Source organism: Coleofasciculus sp. (assembly GCF_046565525.1).
GTDB lineage: Bacteria > Cyanobacteriota > Cyanobacteriia > Cyanobacteriales > Coleofasciculaceae > Coleofasciculus.
In genome coordinates this window covers 1-20,332 of the sequence record NZ_JBKHUP010000122.1, presented here as the reverse complement: position 1 = coordinate 20,332, position 20,332 = coordinate 1, and the positions used below count along the sequence as shown (strand labels likewise).

At 44.8% G+C, this 20,332-nt stretch carries 22 protein-coding genes and 1 pseudogene; 10 read left to right on the top strand and 13 right to left on the bottom strand.

From position 1 onward, the window contains the following. Window positions 1-108 precede the first annotated feature (108 nt). Window positions 109-315: pseudogene (locus tag ACLGGO_RS30160) on the bottom strand (SRPBCC family protein); the annotation flags it as partial. Window positions 316-557: 242 nt separating this feature from the next. On the opposite strand from ACLGGO_RS30160, the gene ACLGGO_RS30155 reads away from it, so the two are divergent. After that, window positions 558-1,124, top strand: coding sequence for a Uma2 family endonuclease (locus ACLGGO_RS30155; RefSeq protein ID WP_446335272.1), 567 nt, complete (start codon window positions 558-560; stop codon window positions 1,122-1,124). Here ACLGGO_RS30155 and ACLGGO_RS30150 read toward each other — a convergent pair whose 3' ends face one another. The 6 genes from ACLGGO_RS30150 to ACLGGO_RS30125 form a co-directional block, all read right to left on the bottom strand. Then, the gene (locus ACLGGO_RS30150) at window positions 1,125-2,540 is read right to left on the bottom strand and encodes an alkaline phosphatase family protein (RefSeq protein ID WP_446422057.1); all 1,416 of its coding nucleotides are present in this window, start codon (window positions 2,538-2,540) and stop codon (window positions 1,125-1,127) included. It lies immediately after the preceding gene. A gap of 55 nt (window positions 2,541-2,595) precedes the next feature. Beyond that, a complete protein-coding gene (eboE, locus tag ACLGGO_RS30145; RefSeq protein ID WP_446422056.1) occupies window positions 2,596-3,849 on the bottom strand; it encodes a metabolite traffic protein EboE in 1,254 nt (417 codons plus the stop codon). A gap of 65 nt (window positions 3,850-3,914) precedes the next feature. Continuing rightward, window positions 3,915-5,144 (bottom strand): 3-dehydroquinate synthase, encoded by a 1,230-nt coding sequence (locus ACLGGO_RS30140; RefSeq protein WP_446422055.1) that lies wholly within the window; start codon window positions 5,142-5,144, stop codon window positions 3,915-3,917. A 7-nt stretch (window positions 5,145-5,151) separates the two neighbouring features. Next, window positions 5,152-6,084: a UbiA-like protein EboC gene (gene eboC, locus ACLGGO_RS30135; protein WP_446422054.1), complete on the bottom strand. Its 933-nt coding sequence runs from the start codon at window positions 6,082-6,084 to the stop codon at window positions 5,152-5,154. A 60-nt stretch (window positions 6,085-6,144) separates the two neighbouring features. Then, window positions 6,145-7,050 (bottom strand): TatD family hydrolase, encoded by a 906-nt coding sequence (locus tag ACLGGO_RS30130; RefSeq protein WP_446422058.1) that lies wholly within the window; start codon window positions 7,048-7,050, stop codon window positions 6,145-6,147. Window positions 7,051-7,070: 20 nt separating this feature from the next. Next, window positions 7,071-7,964: an EboA family metabolite traffic protein gene (locus ACLGGO_RS30125; protein ID WP_446422053.1), complete on the bottom strand. Its 894-nt coding sequence runs from the start codon at window positions 7,962-7,964 to the stop codon at window positions 7,071-7,073. A gap of 251 nt (window positions 7,965-8,215) precedes the next feature. On the opposite strand from ACLGGO_RS30125, the gene ACLGGO_RS30120 reads away from it, so the two are divergent. Further along, a complete protein-coding gene (locus ACLGGO_RS30120) occupies window positions 8,216-8,476 on the top strand; it encodes a hypothetical protein (RefSeq protein WP_446335266.1) in 261 nt (86 codons plus the stop codon). A gap of 33 nt (window positions 8,477-8,509) precedes the next feature. Beyond that, window positions 8,510-8,962 carry a peptide-methionine (S)-S-oxide reductase MsrA gene (gene msrA, locus ACLGGO_RS30115; RefSeq protein ID WP_446335265.1) on the top strand — a complete coding sequence of 151 codons (453 nt, stop codon included), beginning with the start codon at window positions 8,510-8,512 and terminating at the stop codon, window positions 8,960-8,962. A 163-nt stretch (window positions 8,963-9,125) separates the two neighbouring features. Here msrA and ACLGGO_RS30110 read toward each other — a convergent pair whose 3' ends face one another. Then, on the bottom strand, window positions 9,126-10,769 hold the full coding sequence (locus tag ACLGGO_RS30110) for a Ppx/GppA phosphatase family protein (protein ID WP_446422052.1): 1,644 nt from the start codon (window positions 10,767-10,769) through the stop codon (window positions 9,126-9,128). Between the two features lie 120 nt (window positions 10,770-10,889). Between ACLGGO_RS30110 and ACLGGO_RS30105 the strand changes: the two genes are divergently transcribed. From ACLGGO_RS30105 to ACLGGO_RS30095, 3 genes are all read left to right on the top strand, one after another. Continuing rightward, complete coding sequence (locus ACLGGO_RS30105) at window positions 10,890-11,774, top strand: 4-hydroxybenzoate solanesyltransferase (protein ID WP_446335263.1); 885 nt, start codon at window positions 10,890-10,892, stop codon at window positions 11,772-11,774. Between the two features lie 159 nt (window positions 11,775-11,933). Next, window positions 11,934-12,407 carry a photosystem II protein PsbQ gene (gene psbQ, locus ACLGGO_RS30100; protein ID WP_446422051.1) on the top strand — a complete coding sequence of 158 codons (474 nt, stop codon included), beginning with the start codon at window positions 11,934-11,936 and terminating at the stop codon, window positions 12,405-12,407. After that, complete coding sequence (locus ACLGGO_RS30095; RefSeq protein WP_446422050.1) at window positions 12,408-13,526, top strand: NAD(P)/FAD-dependent oxidoreductase; 1,119 nt, start codon at window positions 12,408-12,410, stop codon at window positions 13,524-13,526. A gap of 102 nt (window positions 13,527-13,628) precedes the next feature. On the opposite strand, the gene ACLGGO_RS30090 is transcribed toward ACLGGO_RS30095, so the two are convergent. The 3 genes from ACLGGO_RS30090 to ACLGGO_RS30080 form a co-directional block, all read right to left on the bottom strand. Next, window positions 13,629-14,456, bottom strand: a complete 828-nt coding sequence (locus tag ACLGGO_RS30090) for an FkbM family methyltransferase (protein WP_446422049.1) — start codon at window positions 14,454-14,456, stop codon at window positions 13,629-13,631. 12 nt (window positions 14,457-14,468) lie between these two features. Next, on the bottom strand, window positions 14,469-15,209 hold the full coding sequence (locus tag ACLGGO_RS30085) for an FkbM family methyltransferase (RefSeq protein WP_446422048.1): 741 nt from the start codon (window positions 15,207-15,209) through the stop codon (window positions 14,469-14,471). Between the two features lie 192 nt (window positions 15,210-15,401). Next, complete coding sequence (locus ACLGGO_RS30080; protein WP_446422047.1) at window positions 15,402-15,668, bottom strand: hypothetical protein; 267 nt, start codon at window positions 15,666-15,668, stop codon at window positions 15,402-15,404. A 168-nt stretch (window positions 15,669-15,836) separates the two neighbouring features. On the opposite strand from ACLGGO_RS30080, the gene ACLGGO_RS30075 reads away from it, so the two are divergent. The 4 genes from ACLGGO_RS30075 (at window position 15,837) to hemB (ending at window position 18,373) form a co-directional block, all read left to right on the top strand. Next, the gene (locus tag ACLGGO_RS30075; protein WP_446422046.1) at window positions 15,837-15,989 is read left to right on the top strand and encodes a hypothetical protein; all 153 of its coding nucleotides are present in this window, start codon (window positions 15,837-15,839) and stop codon (window positions 15,987-15,989) included. Further along, the gene (locus tag ACLGGO_RS30070) at window positions 15,977-16,867 is read left to right on the top strand and encodes a ParA family protein (protein ID WP_446335254.1); all 891 of its coding nucleotides are present in this window, start codon (window positions 15,977-15,979) and stop codon (window positions 16,865-16,867) included. The genes ACLGGO_RS30075 and ACLGGO_RS30070 overlap by 13 nt, the downstream gene beginning before the upstream one ends. A 15-nt stretch (window positions 16,868-16,882) precedes the next feature. Continuing rightward, window positions 16,883-17,317 carry a hypothetical protein gene (locus ACLGGO_RS30065; protein WP_446422045.1) on the top strand — a complete coding sequence of 145 codons (435 nt, stop codon included), beginning with the start codon at window positions 16,883-16,885 and terminating at the stop codon, window positions 17,315-17,317. A gap of 72 nt (window positions 17,318-17,389) precedes the next feature. Then, complete coding sequence (gene hemB, locus ACLGGO_RS30060) at window positions 17,390-18,373, top strand: porphobilinogen synthase (RefSeq protein ID WP_446422044.1); 984 nt, start codon at window positions 17,390-17,392, stop codon at window positions 18,371-18,373. 348 nt (window positions 18,374-18,721) lie between these two features. Here the strand turns inward: hemB and ACLGGO_RS30055 are convergent, their stop codons facing one another. Both ACLGGO_RS30055 and ACLGGO_RS30050 read right to left on the bottom strand, forming a co-directional pair. Next, window positions 18,722-19,792 (bottom strand): tyrosine-type recombinase/integrase, encoded by a 1,071-nt coding sequence (locus ACLGGO_RS30055; RefSeq protein WP_446422043.1) that lies wholly within the window; start codon window positions 19,790-19,792, stop codon window positions 18,722-18,724. Next, on the bottom strand, window positions 19,782-20,332 hold a 551-nt coding region (locus ACLGGO_RS30050; protein ID WP_446422042.1), incomplete at its 5' end, for a hypothetical protein. The genes ACLGGO_RS30050 and ACLGGO_RS30055, both read right to left, overlap by 11 nt.

The following is a 20,332-nucleotide window of genomic DNA, read 5'->3' as shown; positions in this document are numbered from 1 at the left end:
TGGAGGGGGAAACTCCAAAAAGTAAGGTTACTCGTAGAGCCAGGAAACCCCGTCAGTGATGATGGGAATCCCCACCCGATCGCGTAAGCAGGGTGGGGAGGATGTCAAGTGAACCGCTACCCATCGCACCGGAATTGGGCCAAAAAACAGGCGAAATTCTGAAATCGCACCCACATCTAAGCCGCCTTCGCGACGTACAACCTGAACAGGTTGCCAAGGCGGAGTGAGTCGTTCTAAGATATCTGGACGCTCGTGAAAGTTCCAGACAACTTCGACAGGTGCGTCAATGAGCGTGGACTTGCGATAGTGCATCATAGAATCATTATCCCTCATCAGTCTGGCTGATTCCCACCCAGCTGAACTTGCCACGATCTAGGGTATCGTGATGTCAGACACATAAATTTTGTCTAAGTTCAGTCTCAAATTACACAATACATCAACGCGATCGCTAACATCTCTTTTCCATCCTAAAAACAGCACAGCAAAAAGCGTTAACCACAGAGAAATGGGGGAGTTAACTCAAAACTCAAAATTTCTCAAATTACCAATAACTAGCAATGCAACAGTTAGAAAAGAAACTTACACTTGAAGAATTTCTGGCAATGCCAGAGTCAGATGTAACCCATGAATTAGTCGAGGGTGAGGCGATACCAAAGATGTCACCAAAACGATTTCATGCAGCTTTGCAGAAGACATTGTTATTTATTATTGATAAGTGGTGTCAGGGGAAAGGTGAAGTTTACCCAGAATGGGCGATCGCGTTAAAACGTAGGGGTGAAGACTGGGTTCCGGTGCCAGATTTGACCTATATTTCTTATCAGCGACTACCCACAGAAGTGATGGAAGATGAAGCTTGTCCAGTTCCGCCAGAATTGGCAATTGAAATTATTTCACAGGGACAGACATTTGGGACTTTGGCGGAGAAAGCCACTGATTATCTGGAAGCGGGAGTGTTACGAGTTTGGGTTGTAGATCCCCAAGCAAGAAGTATCACCGTTTTCTATCCCGATGCGCCACCGCGAACTTATACGAAAGATAGGTTGATTATAGATTCGTTGTTTGAGGGATTGGAATTGACACCGCAGCAGGTATTCGGCGAAGCGAATTTACCTGAGAAAAAATAGTTAGGGGAATGAGGTAGATGCAGCAAAGGAGACGTTGGAGTCCCTTCCCTTCAAATGTTTTAAAATCAACCCACAAACATCCGTCGCTTCAATCGCTGTTGTATCTAGCAGGTGAGTCTGTCGAGTTATCAATAATGGTTTTTCACTTGACGAAGTGGTGACACAACCATGAGAACCACGAACTAATGAGGCATCTAGAGAAATTACATCCATCAGGTAACGAAAACCAAGCTGTTTTTTTAGTAGCGTTAGACCGACTTTTACTTGGGGAAGTTTGAGTTTTGGAGCGAGAAAAAGTTCTACAGGATCGTAACCCGGTTTGCGGTGAATATCCACAGTTCTAGCAAAGTCAGGAGCGCGGCGATCGCTAAGCCAATAATAGTAAGTAAACCAAGCATCAGGCTGTGCGATCGCAACTAACTCCCCGGCTCTGGGATGATCCAGATGGTAAGCCAGCTTACCTTCTTCATCTAATACGTTTGCTACCCCTTCAGTTGCTTCTAAAAGAGAGCGAACTTTGGGAATATAAGCTGAATCGTTAACATAGACATGAGCCACTTGATGATCGGCAACGGCAAAAGCAGTACTTGCTCCCGGATCGAGCAATTCTCGTCCCAACTCCTCACGCACTACAATTAATCCATTTTCCCGCAGGATTCGGTTCAGATGAACAGGTTTAGACACTGAGGTGATGCCGTATTCAGACAGAACAATAACCTGAGCATTGCGTGATTCGTAGTACTCAATCAAATCGCCACAAACTGTATCAATTTCTTGCAAATCCTTCTGTATCTGTTTCTCGTCAAAGCCAACTCGTTGCAAGCAATAATCTAAGTGAGGCAGATAGATTAAAGTTAATGTGGGGTTATAGCGCTGCTCAATCCACTTGGCTGATTCTGCAATCCATTGGCTAGAATGAATAGAAGTATTAGGTCCCCAGAAATTGAAGAGGGGGAATTGACCTAAATCGGATTGAATTTGCGATCGCATTTCCCCAGGTTGACTATAAATATCCGGGATTTTTCTGCCATCGGCGGGGTACATGGGGCGCGGTGTAATGGTGTAGTCCACCGAAGAATACATATTATACCACCAGAAGAGGTTGGCACAGGTAAAAGTGGGGTCAATAGATTTCGCCATCTCCCATACTTTAGGAGCCTGCACTAACTTATTTGACTGTCGCCAAAACTTCACCTCACATTCATCTCGGAAGTACCAGCCATTGGCAACAATTCCATGTTCATCTGGTAATTTTCCCGTTAAGTAAGTCGCTTGAACCGAACAAGTTACAGCAGGCAAAATGGGCGTCACCGACACCACTTGCCCTTGAGAACTCCAACGGGATAAAAACGGAGTATTTTTTCCCAGTAAGCCAGGAGTTAATCCGACAACATTAAGAACAACTGTTTTTTGCATGAGCAATACTTGGACTGATTTTCTAAAGATAACTTTTTATTCCTATTTTTCTCTCCTATAAAACAGAAACTTTTGAATTGATACTTCCAGCACTCATTCTTCCCAATACCCACTCATACTCTCGCTGAATGGATGCCAACAAATCCATCTTCATTTCTGCTGGCAATACATCCCAGGTGTAAGTCTCAATTTCCAGATGTTGACAAGTGGGGTTTTCTTGCAGTAGCTTCAGCACAGTAATAATGTCATCTTGAGTAGACTGCAATAGTTGATAGTCGTGGATAAAAATTGGGACGTGAAAGTGAGTGCGCCACTCCTGGGCAGGAGATTTTTCAAGCTGTGCTAATGCTATTCCTAAGTCAGGATAATGATAGAAACCTCCATCATATCTTCGCTCTATGACTTGGTGTAAATAGGTAGATTCTGCAAAGGGACGCAATCGCTCAAAAACCTGATTTCTATCCTCATAATCCTGCGGCAATATAACTTTTAATGCAGCACTAATTTGAATCTTGCCAATTTTAATTCCTGCTGATTGAAAACGGCTAAAGACTAAAGCCGGTTCTTCATACTCCACAGCAAAATGGCAGGTGTCATAACAAACGCGCACATGATCGAGTATTTTAGCTTCGGCTGATTCCGGCGAAATTCCTAAGCGTTCTGCTAAATATGCTCCACCCATTGGCAATAACCAATTTTGAAAAAAATCAATGACTTCATCCGCATTTTCAATCAAACCATCCGGTTCCGGTTCCAAGTCTATATGCAGCAATTTCCCCGTTTCTTCCTGGAGGCGTACCATTTCCTCTACCAGCAGAGTCAGATTAAAGCTACTATCTTTCAGAACTGTGTCACTCAGGCTTTTGTCTTCTTTCCACCAGGGTTTATAAGACAGCGGTAAGGTAGAAATTCCGCCATCCATTCCTTCAGGTAATAAGGCGGCTATGATTTTCGTCAAGCGCATGGTATAGTCTAACCGTTCTTGCTTAGACCAATCTGGTGCATAAACTTGGTCTTTTACAACCTGGTGATGAAATCCTCCATAAGGAAATCCATTCAGGGTAAAAACGTATAAATTTTGCTCGGTTAGCCATGCTTGGAATTGAGTGAGATTATCTCCTTCTAAAAGTTCCCGTGCTGCGACATCTGCTAATCGCAGTCCAACCCCGAAGGGTTTTGTGGGTGAGAGTTGTGCTTTGAGGATTGGAATATATTGTTCTAGGTTTAAAAAGACTTTTTTCCACTCTTCACCCGGATGAATGTTGGTGCAATAGGTTAAGTGAAAGCCACTGTCTATTTGAATCTTCATCGTTCAGTACTTCGTTTACAAAGGTAAGCTATCTATCTTACTTAGCGTGAATAGGGAATTTGCACTCATGGAATGCTCTCCACCATCTGCCTATTTTCGGCAACCTCTCGCAAGATAGAAATTGCTTGCCTATATAAAGAAAAATCTACCTCGTGAACCTCTACTCCCTGTCCAATTCCTTGCAGCAGCATCAGGGTGAGTTCTCCTCCTAGATGTTCCCGAAACTCAGTTAATCCCCGGAATAGAGAACGGGTATGTTCTGGTTGATGAAGTTGTTCATCCAGTTCTGGTACATATAATGTAAACGCCAATTCTATCAGCGTATTTAATATTTGTTGACACTCGGACTGAGTGAGCAATCCGGCTAAGTAGGAATATGTGCTATCTAGGGCAATTCCAATCGCTACTGCTTCACCATGACGCAAGTTATAATTTGTCAAATACTCCAATTTGTGAGCCGCCCAGTGACCGAAATCTAAAGGACGAGACGAACCGGCTTCAAAGGGATCGCCACTATTAGCAATATGTGCCAAATGTAATTGAGCGCAACGATAAATTAGCTGCTGCATTGCATTCATATCTCGCTGCACCAATGCCTCAGCCTGAGTTGTAATGAACTCAAAAAACTCGGTATCTCTTATCAGCGCAACCTTAACTGCCTCAGCAATGCCAGATCGCCAATCTCGCTCATCTAGAGTTTTGATAAAATTAAAGTCATTCAAAACTGCAAAAGGGGGCGCAAAACTGCCGAGGAAATTCTTTTTTTCAAAGGCATTAATTCCATTTTTAACCCCTACCCCAGAATCATTTTGCGCTAATACAGTTGTAGGAATTCGGATCAGTCGGATTCCTCGATGAGCCGTTGCTGCGGCATATCCGGCTAAGTCCAATATAGCACCCCCACCAATGGCTAATAAGTAGGAGTGACGGCACAATCCCACTTCATTAATAATCTGGTGAATTTCCTCTAACTGTTTTGGATTATTCTTGGCAGCTTCTCCACCAGAAATAATAACTGGATTTGCGCTTAAGGTTAAGGCGTTTTCATATCGCTTAGTATAGGCGGCTATTTGCTCTGGCAGTTCTTCATGATGATGTAATAGTCCTGAATCTATAATAGCGATCGCTTTTTTCGTCCCTCTCTCCCCATCTGCTGTTACTACTTGCGCCAGCAAAGCATTATCTAAATTAAACACCCCTGTCGTAAAGTGAACGTTATAAGTAAAGGTAACGCGAATCTGTTGATTGATTGGTTGTAAATTTAATCTGGCTTTTCCCGCTCGGCTAATCGTCATTGTTTTTTTAAGTGACAGCAAACAGTTGTGCTAATCCCATTGAGATAGGCAGCAGAAGTAGCACCAATAATCCGAAAGGCAACCCCGCAAAACCAGCCGCAATTGTTGCATCTAAGACAATCAGCGACAACACACCAGCCTTTACCGCCGTTCGGATTTGTTCAGGCATGGGTTCACGGGCAGCTTTTAAAAATGGCGGGAGTACCCGAAAAGATAATAAAGCAGCGAATGGCAGGGCGGCAATAATTTCATAATTTGGCAATAGTCCTAATCCTAAAATACCACTAATTACTACCCCAATCAGCAGTAAAGCTACAAATCCTGTAATCTTTTTTCCACCTTGGACTTCCCCCTGACTAATGGCAGTGATTGCCGCAATATAAACAATAGGAATCAGGGCTAAATACCAGCGTTCCTCTACCATTGCGGGTAAAACACTTACACCTAGTAGTAAGTTGCCACCGCGACATAGCCCCATATTCAGAGGACCAAAAAAAGTATGATGTTTGGCGAGGGCGTCATAACTCAAAGCCGCACCCGCAATAATTGCGGCTAAAACACCACTCACCCAGGAAACCTGTGCAGCCGCCACGACACCGATACCTAACAGCACAGTCCCCAGCACAGTTGCCCTCTGACGCGAGGCGCGACTACTCGGAATTGGTCGTTCTGGGCGTTCCTTGGCATCGAGTTCAGCATCAAAGACATCATTAAAAACAACGCCACCGCCGTATAAACCCGTTGTTGCTATTAGCAACCAAACCAAAGGAAGCAGTTGAATAAAAACCGCTTGCCCAGTGATTACCTGATCAAAAATAATCGCCGCCCCAGAAGCCGCAAATCCAACCAAAATATCAGCCCAAGCCGTCACAATATTGGCAGGGCGCATTAATTGTAAATAAGCCCACCAACCCTGAGAACTCAAACCTGCCCCATTCACTCCATACCTCCTCTTCCTCTCTCCTGTGCGTTCTCTGTGCCTGAAGTGGTTCGTTTTTCTCTACTCAATCAACACATAGTCTTGAATGGACTCAATACCCGGTTCCTGCCCCCGCAACACAGAATTACCATTAAACAACTGACTTTGGTCAATCGCTGATGGATTAAGCCAATCTTCTGCTTTCATCACCCCAGTTTGGCTATAAGCCGCCAAAGCATTTTCATAACAAACTGCCCGTACATGATCGTCCGGAATACCCCGTTCCTGCATCAATCGAGCAGTCTTCGGCACAGCTAACACATCACTCATTCCCCAATCGGCGCTACTATCAACGATGATGCGCTTACACCCATATTGGCGTACAACCTCCACCATCCTCGCATTACCCATCTTCGTCATTGGGTAAATTGTAAAAGCTGCCCAAAAACCGCGACTTAGCACTTCCTCAACGGTTTCTTCATTATTGTGGTCAATAATCACCTGGGACGGATCTAATCCATGTTCAATGCAACGATCCATACTGCGACTTGTACCTGCCTTTTTGTTGCGGTGGGGTGTATGGATTAACACCAACATATCCAGTTCTTTGGCTAAATCGAGCTGCTGACGGAAATACTTATCTTCCGCATCCGTCATGTCGTCGTAGCCAATTTCACCAATAGCAACAACACCTTCCTTACAGGCATAAAGTGGCAGCAGTTCCATCACTTCTTCTGCCAACGCTTCATTGTTAGCTTCCTTCGGATTTAACCCAATTGTGCAATAATGTTTGATGCCAAATTGACTGGCACGAAAGCGTTCCCATCCGACAATACTGCTGAAATAATCCTTAAATGTTCCAATATTAGTACGGGGTTGCCCTAGCCAGAAGGATGGCTCAATGACAGCAACAATGCCATACTCCCGCATGGTGAGGTAATCGTAAGTCGTGCGGGAACTCATGTGAATGTGGGGGTCGATGAACATCATGGGCAAGGTATTCATGATTACTTGTTTTGGCTGGATAGGTTTTGGCTAGATAGGTGGTGTTGGCTAAAGCTGTCCCACGTTAAATTACCGTTTTGAATTAAAGATTGCAAGTCTGGGCGACTGGCAAGAAGGGCTTGGGTTTGGGGTGAGGATAATTGGGAACAAGCTAAGGCAGCAGCTTGTTGTTGGGCGATATCGGAGTCAGATAGAACTTTTTGTAAGTCGGATGCGATCGCATCATCAACAAATCCCCCTACAACTCGCCACAGTTCCGGTGTTACGGGGCGTTTAGCTGACCAGCGTTCGTGGGCATAATCGACTAACATCTGAGCTAATTGTGGGTTAGCGCGTTCATCTAATCCCTGAATTAGAGACAAGGGACTCCCGATGAAAACGGCTTTTAGAACCATTTGATTCCAAGCGATATCATCGAAATACTCGGCAGGGTAAGGATTTCTCAGTGCCACAGCATTGAAAACCGTCGTCATATTGCTGCGAACCCCTTCAGCCGCTTGTGCCTTGTGTTTTTCAGGATAAGGTAATAACGGTAAACTTTGATACAGCGCGACTAACTCCCCTTCATCGGCAGTAGTGAAAACTTTATTAAGCGTCTGTACATAGGTTTCGGCGCGCTCGCATGGCAGAGATAATACTAAAAGCGTGCGACCCGCCTGATCTACAGTCCAATGACCAGCAAACCAACCAGGGCGTACTTCCTGTGCTGCTTCCAAGTCCTCTACACTCAGATCCAGAGCCTGTTTGCCTATGTAACGCGGCACAGCGCTAAAGGCAGTAAAGAATACCCGTTCAGGGGCACCTTGAGCAATTTTTTCCTGCTTCTGCTCTAGCCAACTCAGACTTTCCTGGGAAACACGCTCTGAAAGCCAGCGGTGCAGTAGTTGTGTGTCCATTTACCAAACTCCTGACTCCTCAACGGGCGAACTCTACTGCCCAATCTTCAGCGCAGCCTGTCCAACTCAACATCAGTCTAGGGAAAGGCATTCATTAAACTTACTCCTGTCAACGTTACATAAGACCTACTCGAATCTACTCACAACTCGACTTTTTTATGCGTCCTCATCACGCGGTGGGGTAAACCTCACCCCCCAACTCCAGGAGTCACGCTAGGATGTTTACATAAGTTAACAATTCTGGCGCAACCATGATTAATCTCATCGAATCCACCAAAGACTACTGGAGAAAGCTAGACGAGTTAGAAGCCGCCTACAAGCGAGGCGATGTCTCCGTTAAGGAAGTCGATGTGAGAGTGGCTCAACTCATGGATGAACTCGGTCATGAACGTAGAGTCACCTTACGCTATATAAGGCAAAGTGTGCTAAGGCTTTGGCAAGAGCAACGAGAAACCTTACTTGGCTTCGCTTTTCTGGCAATTTTGACCTATGCTTGGTTTATCTACAACTAGGCTCTACCAAGTTGTAGAAAGAATAGGTGAATAATGGAAAAAGCTACATTTGGAGCAGGCTGTTTCTGGGGAGTCGAGGCAGCATTTCGTCGATTAAACGGCGTTACTTCTACATCCGTTGGCTATATGGGAGGACATTTTCCCAACCCATGCTATTTGGATGTTTGTGCCAGAATTACCGGACATGCAGAAGTTGTGCAAGTGGAGTATGACCCGTCTCAGATTTCCTACAATGACTTGCTGAATGTCTTTTGGTCAATTCATGACCCTACCCAATATAATCGTCAAGGACCTGATCGCGGCGAGCAATACCGCTCGGTTATATTTTTCCACAATCCTGACCAAGAACAAGCCGCCAGAGAATCAAAGCGCAAGCTTCAGATGTCTGGTAAGTATGAACAGGATATTATGACCGAAATTAAACCTGCTTCTGATTACTATTTAGCTGAAGATTATCATCAGCAGTATTACGAGAAAAAAAGATGACATTGAGTTGATTGTCATTTGTAATTTATTAAAGAATTTGATTGGTGCGTTACGCTTCACTCTCCTATGCTTTTGAATAAAGGCGGGTTTCGTTGCTCAGCTATCAGTACCAAATTCTCCTAAGATGCTCGCGCCCGCCCCTAGGGAATTTTTTCTTGTAGCGTTAACTAGCCTGGTTTTCTAGCTGTATGACTAATTTAACGTCGTACTCCTCTTCAAACGCGACTTTTTTATCCTCTAAACTCCAGATTTCTAAGGCGCAGGTATCATTATGCTCTACAGGCACTAGACGCAAACACATTTCCTTTTCTTCTGGTAAATAGTGGCATCTAATTTGAGAAATTGCCCCAATCTGTCGGCGATCAAGAGCAACAGCTAACCGTAATAAAGGACTCAATTCTTTTACTAAATGCCGATAGTATTTGTTGGGTAAATTGCTGTAATTTTCGTGCTTTTTCTTAGGTGAACTCTTGCGATGGTAGCGAGCCAGGTTAGCAATCACTTCAATTTCAATATCAGTAAACCCGAGTAATTCCCCGTGGCGAATCAGGTAATAGGAATGCTTATGGTGTGACGAATGACTGACATATAAGCCACAATTGTGCAAAATTGCCGCCGCCCACAACAATTCTCGTGCTTCAGTTCCCCAATTGTGCAGGTGTCCTTTGGTTTGATTAAATAAACTAAGGGCAAAGTTAGCCACCCGTTCACTAGAGGCTAAGTTAACGTGATATTTTTGCGCCACTTTAATTACATTGCGTTTGCGAACTTCGCCTTGATACCGTAATCGGTCTTCAATTAAGCCTTGGGAAAGCATCCAGTCTACGATTACGCCCTCTCGCAAGGCGCGTTCCCCGACGGTGATAGATTCGATATCTAATAGCGTCATGGCTTCTAATAAAATAATCGCACCAGCAACGATAATTTCGGCTCGTTTCTCAGCAAGTCCGGGAAGTTTTTCCCGTTCAGCGCATGGGAGTGAGGCGAGTTGTTTGACGATATCTTTCAGGTCGTTGCGGTAGAATTCATAACCATTCAGGGGAGTAGGTATTATCCCTAAGGTTTCTTTGGCGTGAAGGGCGGCTAGGGTTTCAATCGTACCTGAGGTTCCCACTAAACGGGGCTTTTCTCCCGGTTCTATATTCGCTAAGATATCTTCAACGGCACGTTCGAGGCGTCCCCGAATATAGGCTTGTAAGTATTGAAACTCGCGATCGCTAATCGGATCGGTGGTAATAAATTCACGGCTCAAGCGTACTGCGCCGACTTTGGTGCTGGTGAGAGAACGGGGAGCGTGACTATCACCTAAGATTAATTCTGTTGAACCGCCACCAATATCAATGATGATATGAGGCTGGTTGTTGAATTCCATTCCCGACAAGACACCCAGATAAATCCGCCGCGCTTCTTCTTGACCGGAAATAAGGTTGACAAATAGCCCTAATTGTGAGTCAACTTCTTGTAAAAAGGTGCGTCCATTGGGGGCTTCCCGTACCGCACTCGTAGCCACAGCAACCAACTGCTCGACCTGGAAACTTTTAGCTAACTCTTGAGAGCGTTGCAACGCCGCGATCGCACGTTTCATGGCTTGGGGGGTTAAATTCCCCGTATGCGGATCACGTTCCCCCAGTCGCACGGTATCTTTTTCTTTGGCGATAATCGTAAACGAAGGAAGCCTGGGATCAATCCGGACGATGACCATGTGAATCGAATTCGTGCCGATATCAATGGCAGCCATTATGCGATCGTTGTCTGTGTTTGGAGTCGAAACTCCTGCCGAATTCCCTTTGGCAGCTAAATCGATCATGCTTGTATCTGGGATTACAACTCTAGCCGTGATGCTATTGACAACAATACCGTTAAACCAGCTCAAATCGACAGTACCAGACTGTTGCGTTATTGTGAACTATAAAAGACCTGATCATCGATGCTGACCCAACAACACCCAAACTCAGTACCAACTTGGCTGGCGATCGCGCGGCTTTTGCGCTGGGATAAGCCAGCCGGACGCTTGATTTTGATGGTTCCAGCGCTGTGGGCAGTTTTTTTAGCCGCCCAAGGTACACCCCCGATTCCCTTAGTCGGTGTGATTATCCTGGGAACCTTAGCCACCAGTGCAGCCGGTTGCGTAATCAACGATTTGTGGGATCGAGATATTGATCCGCAAGTCGAACGAACAAAAGAACGTCCCTTAGCCTCTCGCGCCCTGTCGGTTCAAGTGGGCGTGGTTGTGGCGTTAGTAACGATGAGTTGTGCAGGTATTCTTGCCCTTTATCTCAATCCCTTCACATTTTGGCTGTGCGTCGCCGCCGTTCCCGTGATTGTATTTTATCCGTCAGCCAAGCGAGTTTTTCCGATTCCCCAGTTGGTATTATCCATCGCCTGGGGGTTTGCTGTTTTAATCAGTTGGAGTGCCGTTACTGGGAATTTAGCACCCGCCACTTGGTTTTTGTGGGCAGCAACGGTAGCTTGGACATTAGGGTTTGACACCGTTTATGCGATGTCAGACCGTGAAGAAGACCAGAAACTTGGGGTAAATTCTAGCGCCTTGTTTTTTGGAGACTACGCCCCGGAAGCAGTTGGTCTATTTTTTGCCGCTACAGTGGGATTTTTGGCAAGATTGGGATTTGTCATGCAGCTACACTGGGGCTTTTGGATGGCTTTAGGTGTGGCAATTATCGGGTGGATTTGGCACTATAGGCGACTGCGACAACCTGATATTCCCAAACCAGTTTATGGAGAAATTTTCCGCCAAAATGTCTGGATTGGTTTTGTGTTACTTGTCGGGATGATTGTGGGTTTGGTTTTTTAGCTTATTCGGCGAAAAGCCCCACACCGTCCCCTAGGGCGGCACTGGGGACGTCACTTCTTAACCCCTATAATACGTTGAGTTACACTGAATTAGACTTTGGGTTGAGCTATCATTCAACCTATTTGTTTGTCTATATCAAAGTTGTATCCGAGGAAACTCATGCTGATGAGACGTTATCGCTCTATTCTGGCATTAATGCTAGCACTGGTGACCACATGTTTAGTAAGCTGCGGTAGTTCTGCCGCAACGACACCGCCTCCAGCTTACACCACTCAGCAGGTTGAGCAGATTCAGCGCACGGTGTCTAGCCTCTGGGAAGTGCGAGAAAAAATGCCTGTTCTGAAAACGAGAATTAACAATCGCGATTGGGTAAATGTTGCCACTTATATTCATGGTCCATTGGGCAGCTTGCGGCAAACCATGAGTTATCTGACGCGCCAACTGCTTCCCCAAGAACAAAAGGCAGCCAGTGAAGCGGCAAATGACTTGTTTGAACATTTGCAGAAAATTGACACCGCCTCTCAAAGCCGCAACTATGAACTTGCCATCAAAAATTATCAAGAGGCGTTAATCGACTTTGATCGGTTTTTGAAGCTGATTCCTGATGCTAGTAATGCAGCCGGAGTTGCCTGAATGAGTCATGTTGCCATCATTGGCTGTGGGATTGTTGGTGCTGCGATCGCATACGAACTGAGTAGCGTTCCTGGGTTACAGGTTACTGTGCTGGATCGACAACCCCCCGCCCAAGGGTCCACAGGGGCAGCATTGGGTGTATTGATGGGTGTGATTAGTCAAAAGGTTAAGGGGAGAACATGGCAGTTGCGCCAAGCCAGTATGCAGCGCTATGAAACCCTGATTCCAGAATTAGAAATATTGACTGGGCATCACATTCCCTTTAACCGTCAAGGCATCCTGATGCTGGCGTTTGAGAACGACGATTTAGACTCTTGGCAGAATTTAGTCAAAATTCGCCAATCTCAAGGATGGCAATTGGAAATTTGGAACGCGGCTCAAGTTCAATCCCATTGTCCTCAGCTCAATCCTGAGAAGATTATCGGTGCGATTTATTCTCCCGATGACAGACAAGTCGAACCCACAGCCCTCACCCATGCCTTAATCGCCGCCGCCCAACAGAAGGGGGTGATGTTTAAGTTTGGCGTTGGTGTTGAAGGGGTGGAATCGATGCCTGTCAATGGTTCCAATCGGCGGTATGCAGCGCAAATTCACACACACAGGGAAACCTTGACAGTGGATTGGCTGGTGATTGCGGCGGGATTAGGTTCGGCACAATTGGTCAATTTTCTGCTATCCCCACCGGATCAAGCGTCTGCGATTACGCTGACACCCGTTCTCGGTCAAGCGTTACAATTACGCCTAGCGGGTACAATCGGTAATCCGGCTTTCCAGCCCGTGATTACAGGGGATGATGTGCATATTGTGCCAATCGGTGGCGGCGATTATTGGGTGGGTGCAACGGTGGAGTTTCCTCATCGCGGCGAAGTGGTTGCAGAACCTGGGTTACTTGAACAAGTGAAACAAGATGCGATCGCCTTTTGTCCCGCTTTAGCTCAAGCTACAGTGGTTCGCACTTGGTTAGGTAAACGTCCTCGTCCAGAAAGACAGCCAGCTCCGGTTATTGGTAAACTATCGGGTTATGATAATGTTTTACTGGCAACGGGTCACTATCGCAACGGTGTTCTCCTCGCCCCGGCTACCGCCCAAGAGATTCAAAGGATCATCTGTGCAACTTAAAACCTAAAGCTCTATATCTCCGACTTCTTGGTTAAAAGCCTGATTGCCTGAATGAATTTGATTCCGCAGTCGGGGATCTACCAGACGGGCGAGGCATCAATTTCAAGTCAGCGATCGCGAAAAAATTGTGGTCAACAACCGCTGTGCCACTCCCCCATAATAAGGGGAACAGATTTGGGTAATTTTTCCTTCGGGATAATTCCAGTTGTGAAAACTAATAATGTTTCCATAAATTGAATGATTCGGAATGATTTCATTGATGTCTAAAGTAGACAATTGTAAGTCAAAAATAGTTTCTTTTGTTGAATAAGCATAATCAACCATCACACTCAAACCATAACCGCATTGTTTCAAAATACTTAAACATTCTAATGTGGCATTAATAAATGTAGGTGACCATCCTCCTTTTCCATTTTTTTTACTGGTGCCACCGCCATATTCAAACATGACCACTCGTGGTAGTAGAAAGGGTGACAACTCATGAAACTGTTTAATAATTTTAGATTCCCATCCTTCAATATCAAGTTTAAGACAAGTAACTTTTTCAGCATTGATACTGGATAGTAAATTAGATAGAGTTACAGACTTGACTTGTTTTATATTTTTGGAAGAACCAAACCAGTCGGCTGATAAAGAATTAAAATTATGATTAAATAAACCGATAAATTTACCCATATATAAGGTTTGATCGCCATTGATATCTGAAAGACAACCTTTAATTAAGTCAATGTTATAACGTTGGCATAGGTTCTGTAATTTTTTGACAGGTAGTGGTTCAACCGCAACTGTCTTAAATCCCAGTAGAGAAAACCGTTCACAATAAAAAGCAAAGGTTCCCACTCCTACGTCAATACAAATACCCTCTCTTTTGGGATCAATAAGGGGTAACACTTGTCCTAACAAGTCTTGGCAGCAAGCTTCAACGTGCATAATTATTTCCGGCTAATTGTTTTTGATAAAAACAGCATTAAAATAGCGTACATGACCATCTTTCCCTTGAACTTGATCTAAATTCCCAGCATAACAATATCCTAGTTTATCGAGCATCAAAAAAATATCTTTGAAATCAGCTTGTTCTTGGTAAAGTATATCTAACGAAATTTCGACAATACAAGCTCTAGCCTGTTTAAAGGTTTCAATACCCCCTCGGATCACCCTGTCTTCATATCCTTGTACATCCAACTTAATAAGTATATCAGGGAGAAGAGGTGTTGGCAGTGACGAAATTTCTTGATCTAAGGTTGACTGTTGCACGAGAATCGTTTGTTGCTTTTTTAGCATTGGGTAAATGCGTTCACAGAGTTGAGTAGTCTGTAGGATGGAAGACGATTGATTAAAATATAAATGATTATTGATTTCAATAGTTTTAATAGAATCTCCTAATGCCATATTGAAAACTTTGACGTTCTTTTTTTGTTGTTTTCCCCATTGTTCTAGTTTTTTGAATGGGTCAGGTAAAGGTTCAAATGAATAAATATGAGCGTCGGGAAAAATACGGCACATTTTCCGAGAGAATTGACCGTCATTTGCTCCCACGTCGATAATTGAGTGGATGGGTAGTTTGGATAAGCCAAGTAGTTTAGGATTCCACTCTTTAACCAAAAGATGCCCAACTAGGTTAAAAAAATGATTACTAATTTTATAACCGACTTGGTTCCAGTTTTGTTTAAGAGTTATTGGCATCTATTTAGACATACAATAAAACTAAATGAATGAGTTTATAACCCGAAGCCATATCTGGCTTCCCCCATGGAATAAAAAGCTCCCGCATCCTCTGGCTTCCCCCTTTTTAAGGGGGACGGAAGGGGGATAAAGGGGGACAAAAGGGGGAATTCATGCACTAATAATACCACACAGGTATGTTCAGTCTCGTCATCATCCATTTCTTTGCCATAGAAAAATGATGCCTGGTAATATTTGGATAAATCTGGCGTTGTCTAGGTTTTGATCATCCTGCATAAGTTCCAACCCATTTGCAACGGCTATACCCTGTAAGCCGCCGATAATTGAATCGGTTTGGTTAGCCCTGACGGGCAAGGAGATGATGAGATTGGGCGCCGCAACATTGGTTCTGCGGGGAATCCCTCTTCTCCTATCCTTGAGGGGAACAGCGTTTGCCGCCGTCTCTTTGTTTGTGAGCATGGCGTACCCTGATGTTAGCTTGTTACCTTGGAAAGTAGAAGGGTGATTCCCACTACCATAAGCTTCTCGGCAGGAACAGGCTAGCCCATAATGCGACAAACGTGATCGGGTCAGCCTAAGAATTGTTATGAATTGGCAGGACGTGTCTTCCAAATAACTAACCTAACAATGAATAATCTTTGGTTTTATTCTCTACTACCAAATGTGACGCGATCGCGACCCATGAACCTACTCAAGTTTTTTCTCCAACGCCAAGTCTTAATCCAACAACTTTTCAACCCGCTCAATCTAGAGACTGGAGTGGATTTGTGGCAATTATAATTTCATTTATTAATTTCAAGGGAGGTGTGGGGAAAACAACAACCACCGTCGCCGTTGCTGAGATGTTGGCTGGAGTATTCCATCGCAAAGTTTTGGTCATTGATCTTGATCCTCAAACCAATGCTACATTAATGTTAATTGGTGAAGAACGATGGGAGGAACTCAATGAAAATAATCACACCTTAGCCCAACTTTTTTTAGATGCAATCGCGCCAGAATACCCTAAGTTTAATCTGGATAAAGCCTTACAACATCAAGTTTCTAATGTCAAAGATTTAACCAGTTTAGACTTGCTCCCTTCAAGTTTAGATCTAATCAATGTGCAGGATAGGTTAGCCACTATTCCCGCTGGACGGTTTTATGCCGCCAGTCCAATTAACATTTTGCGGCGCGGAATTCGCTCTGTAATTGAGCTCTATGATTATATTCTCATCGACTGCCCTCCTAATTTGGGTATTGTTACACTCAATGGATTACGAATTTCCCATGGTTATATCATTCCCACCATTCCGGATATTCTCTCAACTTATGGAATTCCCCAAATCACCAAAACCATTCATGAGTTTTCCGAAACAATCGCTGAATCTATTGTTCCCTTAGGCATTGTCATCTGTAAATACAATGCTGGTATGACACTTCACGATCGCGTGATTAAGGATTTACGTCGATATAGTAAAGATGCCCGTGTCTTTGAAACCCAAATTCCCCACAAGCAACAAATTGCTGAAACTGTTGAATTCAATGATCCCGACAAATTCTCAACCTTGCGACAGAAATGGGGATATGCGGGTCAGTTTGAACAATATCTAAATTTGGCAAAAGAGATCAGAATTGCGGCTAGTCAAATTCTCAAAAATAAGCCGTATCACTCCAGTTGAACGTGGAGAAATTCAATGAGCCTTGACAAACTTACAGCATTGATCAAACTCCTGGAAGAAATTCTTCCTGATACCCAGGCAACTTTGACCAAATACCAACATGATCCCGACTTTGCCCAAGAGATTGATTCATTATTTCAAATCTTATCGATAAAATGTCAAGCTCCCTCGAAAAAGCACCGCACCAAACGATGTACGAGTGTTTTTGATCCCGTTGAACTCTATCACCAGCAGGGGGAGCAATACTTACGCCAACAGTTGCAGCAACTCGAGGTTGAACAACTTAAAGATATGATTGCTGAACATGGGATGGATGCGAGTCGGCGGGCAATGCGCTGGAAAAAACGCGATCGCCTGATTGATTTGATCGTCCAAACCGCTAGCTGTCGCGCCCGTAAAGGCGATGCCTTTCGCTCCAGACAGAGCGATCGCGATGATGGCTATCCCTAGGGGAAGGCTCGTTCTACAATAGTCTTCTAGTCTAAAAATTTTCGGTTAATCCGTCTTTTCAAATCTTAACCTATGTTTCCTATTCATCGTCCTCGCCGTCTCCGCCAAACCACCCAGTTACGTCGCATGGTGCGTGAACATGTTGTTACAACTAGCGATCTGATCTACCCCTTGTTTGCTGTACCGGGTGAGGGAATCGCCCAAGAAGTCAAATCTATGCCGGGAGTCTACCAGTTATCGGTAGACAAAATCGTGGAAGAGGCTAAGGAAGTTTACGATCTTGGTATTCCATCGATTATTCTATTTGGCATTCCTGATAATAAAGATGTGGAAGCCACTGGTGCATGGCATGATTGTGGCATTGTCCAGAAAGCCGCGACAGCCGTTAAAGAAGCGGTGCCAGACTTGGTGATTATTGCCGATACCTGTTTGTGTGAATACACCAGTCATGGACATTGTGGGTATCTTGAAGTCGGTGATTTAAGCGGGCGGGTTCTTAACGATCCCACCTTAGAACTGCTGAAGAAAACCGCCGTCTCTCAAGCCAAAGCTGGGGCAGATATTATTGCCCCATCGGGGATGATGGATGGTTTTGTCCAAGCAATTCGGACGGGATTGGATGAAGCTGGATTTCAGGAGACACCGATTCTGTCTTATGCGGCAAAGTATGCCTCTGCTTATTATGGACCCTTTCGGGATGCCGCAGAATCAGCGCCACAATTTGGCGATCGCCGCACCTATCAAATGGACCCCGCCAATAGCCAGGAAGCCCTCAAGGAAATAGAATTGGATATTGCAGAAGGGGCAGATATGCTGATGATTAAGCCCGCGCTGGCGTATATGGATATTATCTGGCGGGTGAAGGAAGCCACGAATTTACCAGTTGCCGCGTACAATGTATCGGGTGAATATTCGATGGTCAAAGCGGCTGCCCTCAATGGCTGGATTGACGAACAAAAGGTGGTGATGGAAACCTTGACTGGATTTAAGCGATCGGGCGCTGATTTAATTCTTACGTACCATTCCAAAGACGCTGCCCGTTGGCTACAGGAGTAGCGATGATTTCACAGTAGAGACGTTGCATGCAACGTCTCTACGCACTTCGGTTTCTATAAATACTTTCTGACGGGTAATTCGGGTAAACTTCGATAGGCACAAGTTAACCAAGACTCCGTGATAACAATATTGCCGTATCAGGATATATTGCAGTATCAGGATTTTTTCGACTTAAACTAAGGCAATATTAGGGAAAATTTACTTCCCTGCTGCCATATTAAGGGCGAACGATGGGACTCGAACCCACGAATGGTGGAACCACAATCCATTTTGGATAGTATCGGACGGTCTACTGGTGTCACCTCAGACTATAGCTTAATGAAGAAGTAAGGAAGCTTTAATGCAGCTTCAAGGAAAACCATTTAACTGATTAAAGGCTGCCCGGTGAATAGCTTCTGATATCCAGTGATGGTAAATCTGACTATGCACCGCCACTGAATGTCCCATTTGTTGGGACGCCAGGGTTAAGTCTAGACCCTTCATCAAGCTTCGGACTGCCCAAGCATGCCTCAAGTCGTAAGCCCGAAAAGGTATCTTGTTCCTTCTGAATGTTTGGGTTACGCGATTACCTATTTCCGAGTTGGACTTGCCAGATATTATCGGCAAGATCGGTTCGTACAATTGCCATTCTTCCCACCAGGAGACAGGCAATGGATAGACAATGCGCGGGCCGGTTTTTCCATCTAATACTTCCAGGCAGTAGTCTTTCGATTGAAGTCTATCCAGATTAAGGTAAAAGATCTCGTGAGGACGGAGACCATAACAGGCGAGCATACCATAAACCCATTTCCAGGACGGTGACTTAATAAGCGATCGCACTTCCATTATCCTATTGTCGTTGGGGAGTTGGCGCGGCTTTAGTATTGTCGGGGAGTAATGCCCTGCCAAACCCCTAATCGGTTCTGGGTCAATCTCCGCAAATTTAGCCAATGCCGATAGAGCCATGACATATCGTTTTCGGCTTCGACTATTGGCTCTGGTCTTTTCAACGGTTTCAATTAAGATCTCTAAGGTTAAAGGTTGATCCTGCGGAAGTTTTAAGAAAGTTAGTCTGTAATCCTTGTCCCAGGTTGTCAGAGTTTTGGGATTTCGGCCTCTCTGTCTGAAGTAGTACACTTCATATTGCTCTACTAAGTCCCTTACTGTGTTGGATGGCGTTACTCCAAAGACTCCATACAGTCCCCAGTTAAAGCTTTGAGTTGCCAAAAGTTTACTTAGCCGAAGTGCTTCTGCTTTGGCATGAAGAAACCCGTCCTTATTGGCGTAAATGCCTAAGCTTAACTGTTGCTGGTGTGGTAGTTTATTCGACTTTGGTTTACCTGGGAGAGTGGCTTGTAAGTATAAACGTTGTCCTTTCTGAATGATGGAAACCCCTGCCTTTTTCTCTCTAAGCTGTTGGTTGATTTTGTCAAGCTTCATATTTTACTATCGGGTCGATTATCTCTAAGTCCTGAGGTAAGATTGCCTTTTTAGGTGGTTCGCCGTACTTGTTTTTGTTTCTGAGTCCTTTCCCAGGGATGCCATCCCAGAGAACATGCCATTTTCCATTCTTTAATTTGGAAGATAACAAGCCAGCCCAGTGATGATATTTCACTCTGAGTCCGGCACGCAGTTGAGCTACAATTTGTATTCTCATAGCCTCTAATCCTTCAGGGGACGCCACCCTTTCTTTCGGCGATCCAAAGGTGTCTCGGAAGTAGATATTTACTTGGCGGGGGTTAAAAGATTTTTTCGTGACGACCCCGACCGTACCCCAATCACCATTGCTACTTGTTCGGCAAACGAGATCGCCTACTTGAATGCGAGCAAATATATTATCAGTAACGGTTTCCCCGGTGACAGGTTCCTCAACGCCAGGGGCGATCGTCGCGTCGGTTGAATTGGTAACGGTTTCCCCGGTGGAAGCTTCCTCAACGCCAGGGGCGATCGCGTCGGTTGGGTCGGTAACGGTTTCCCCGG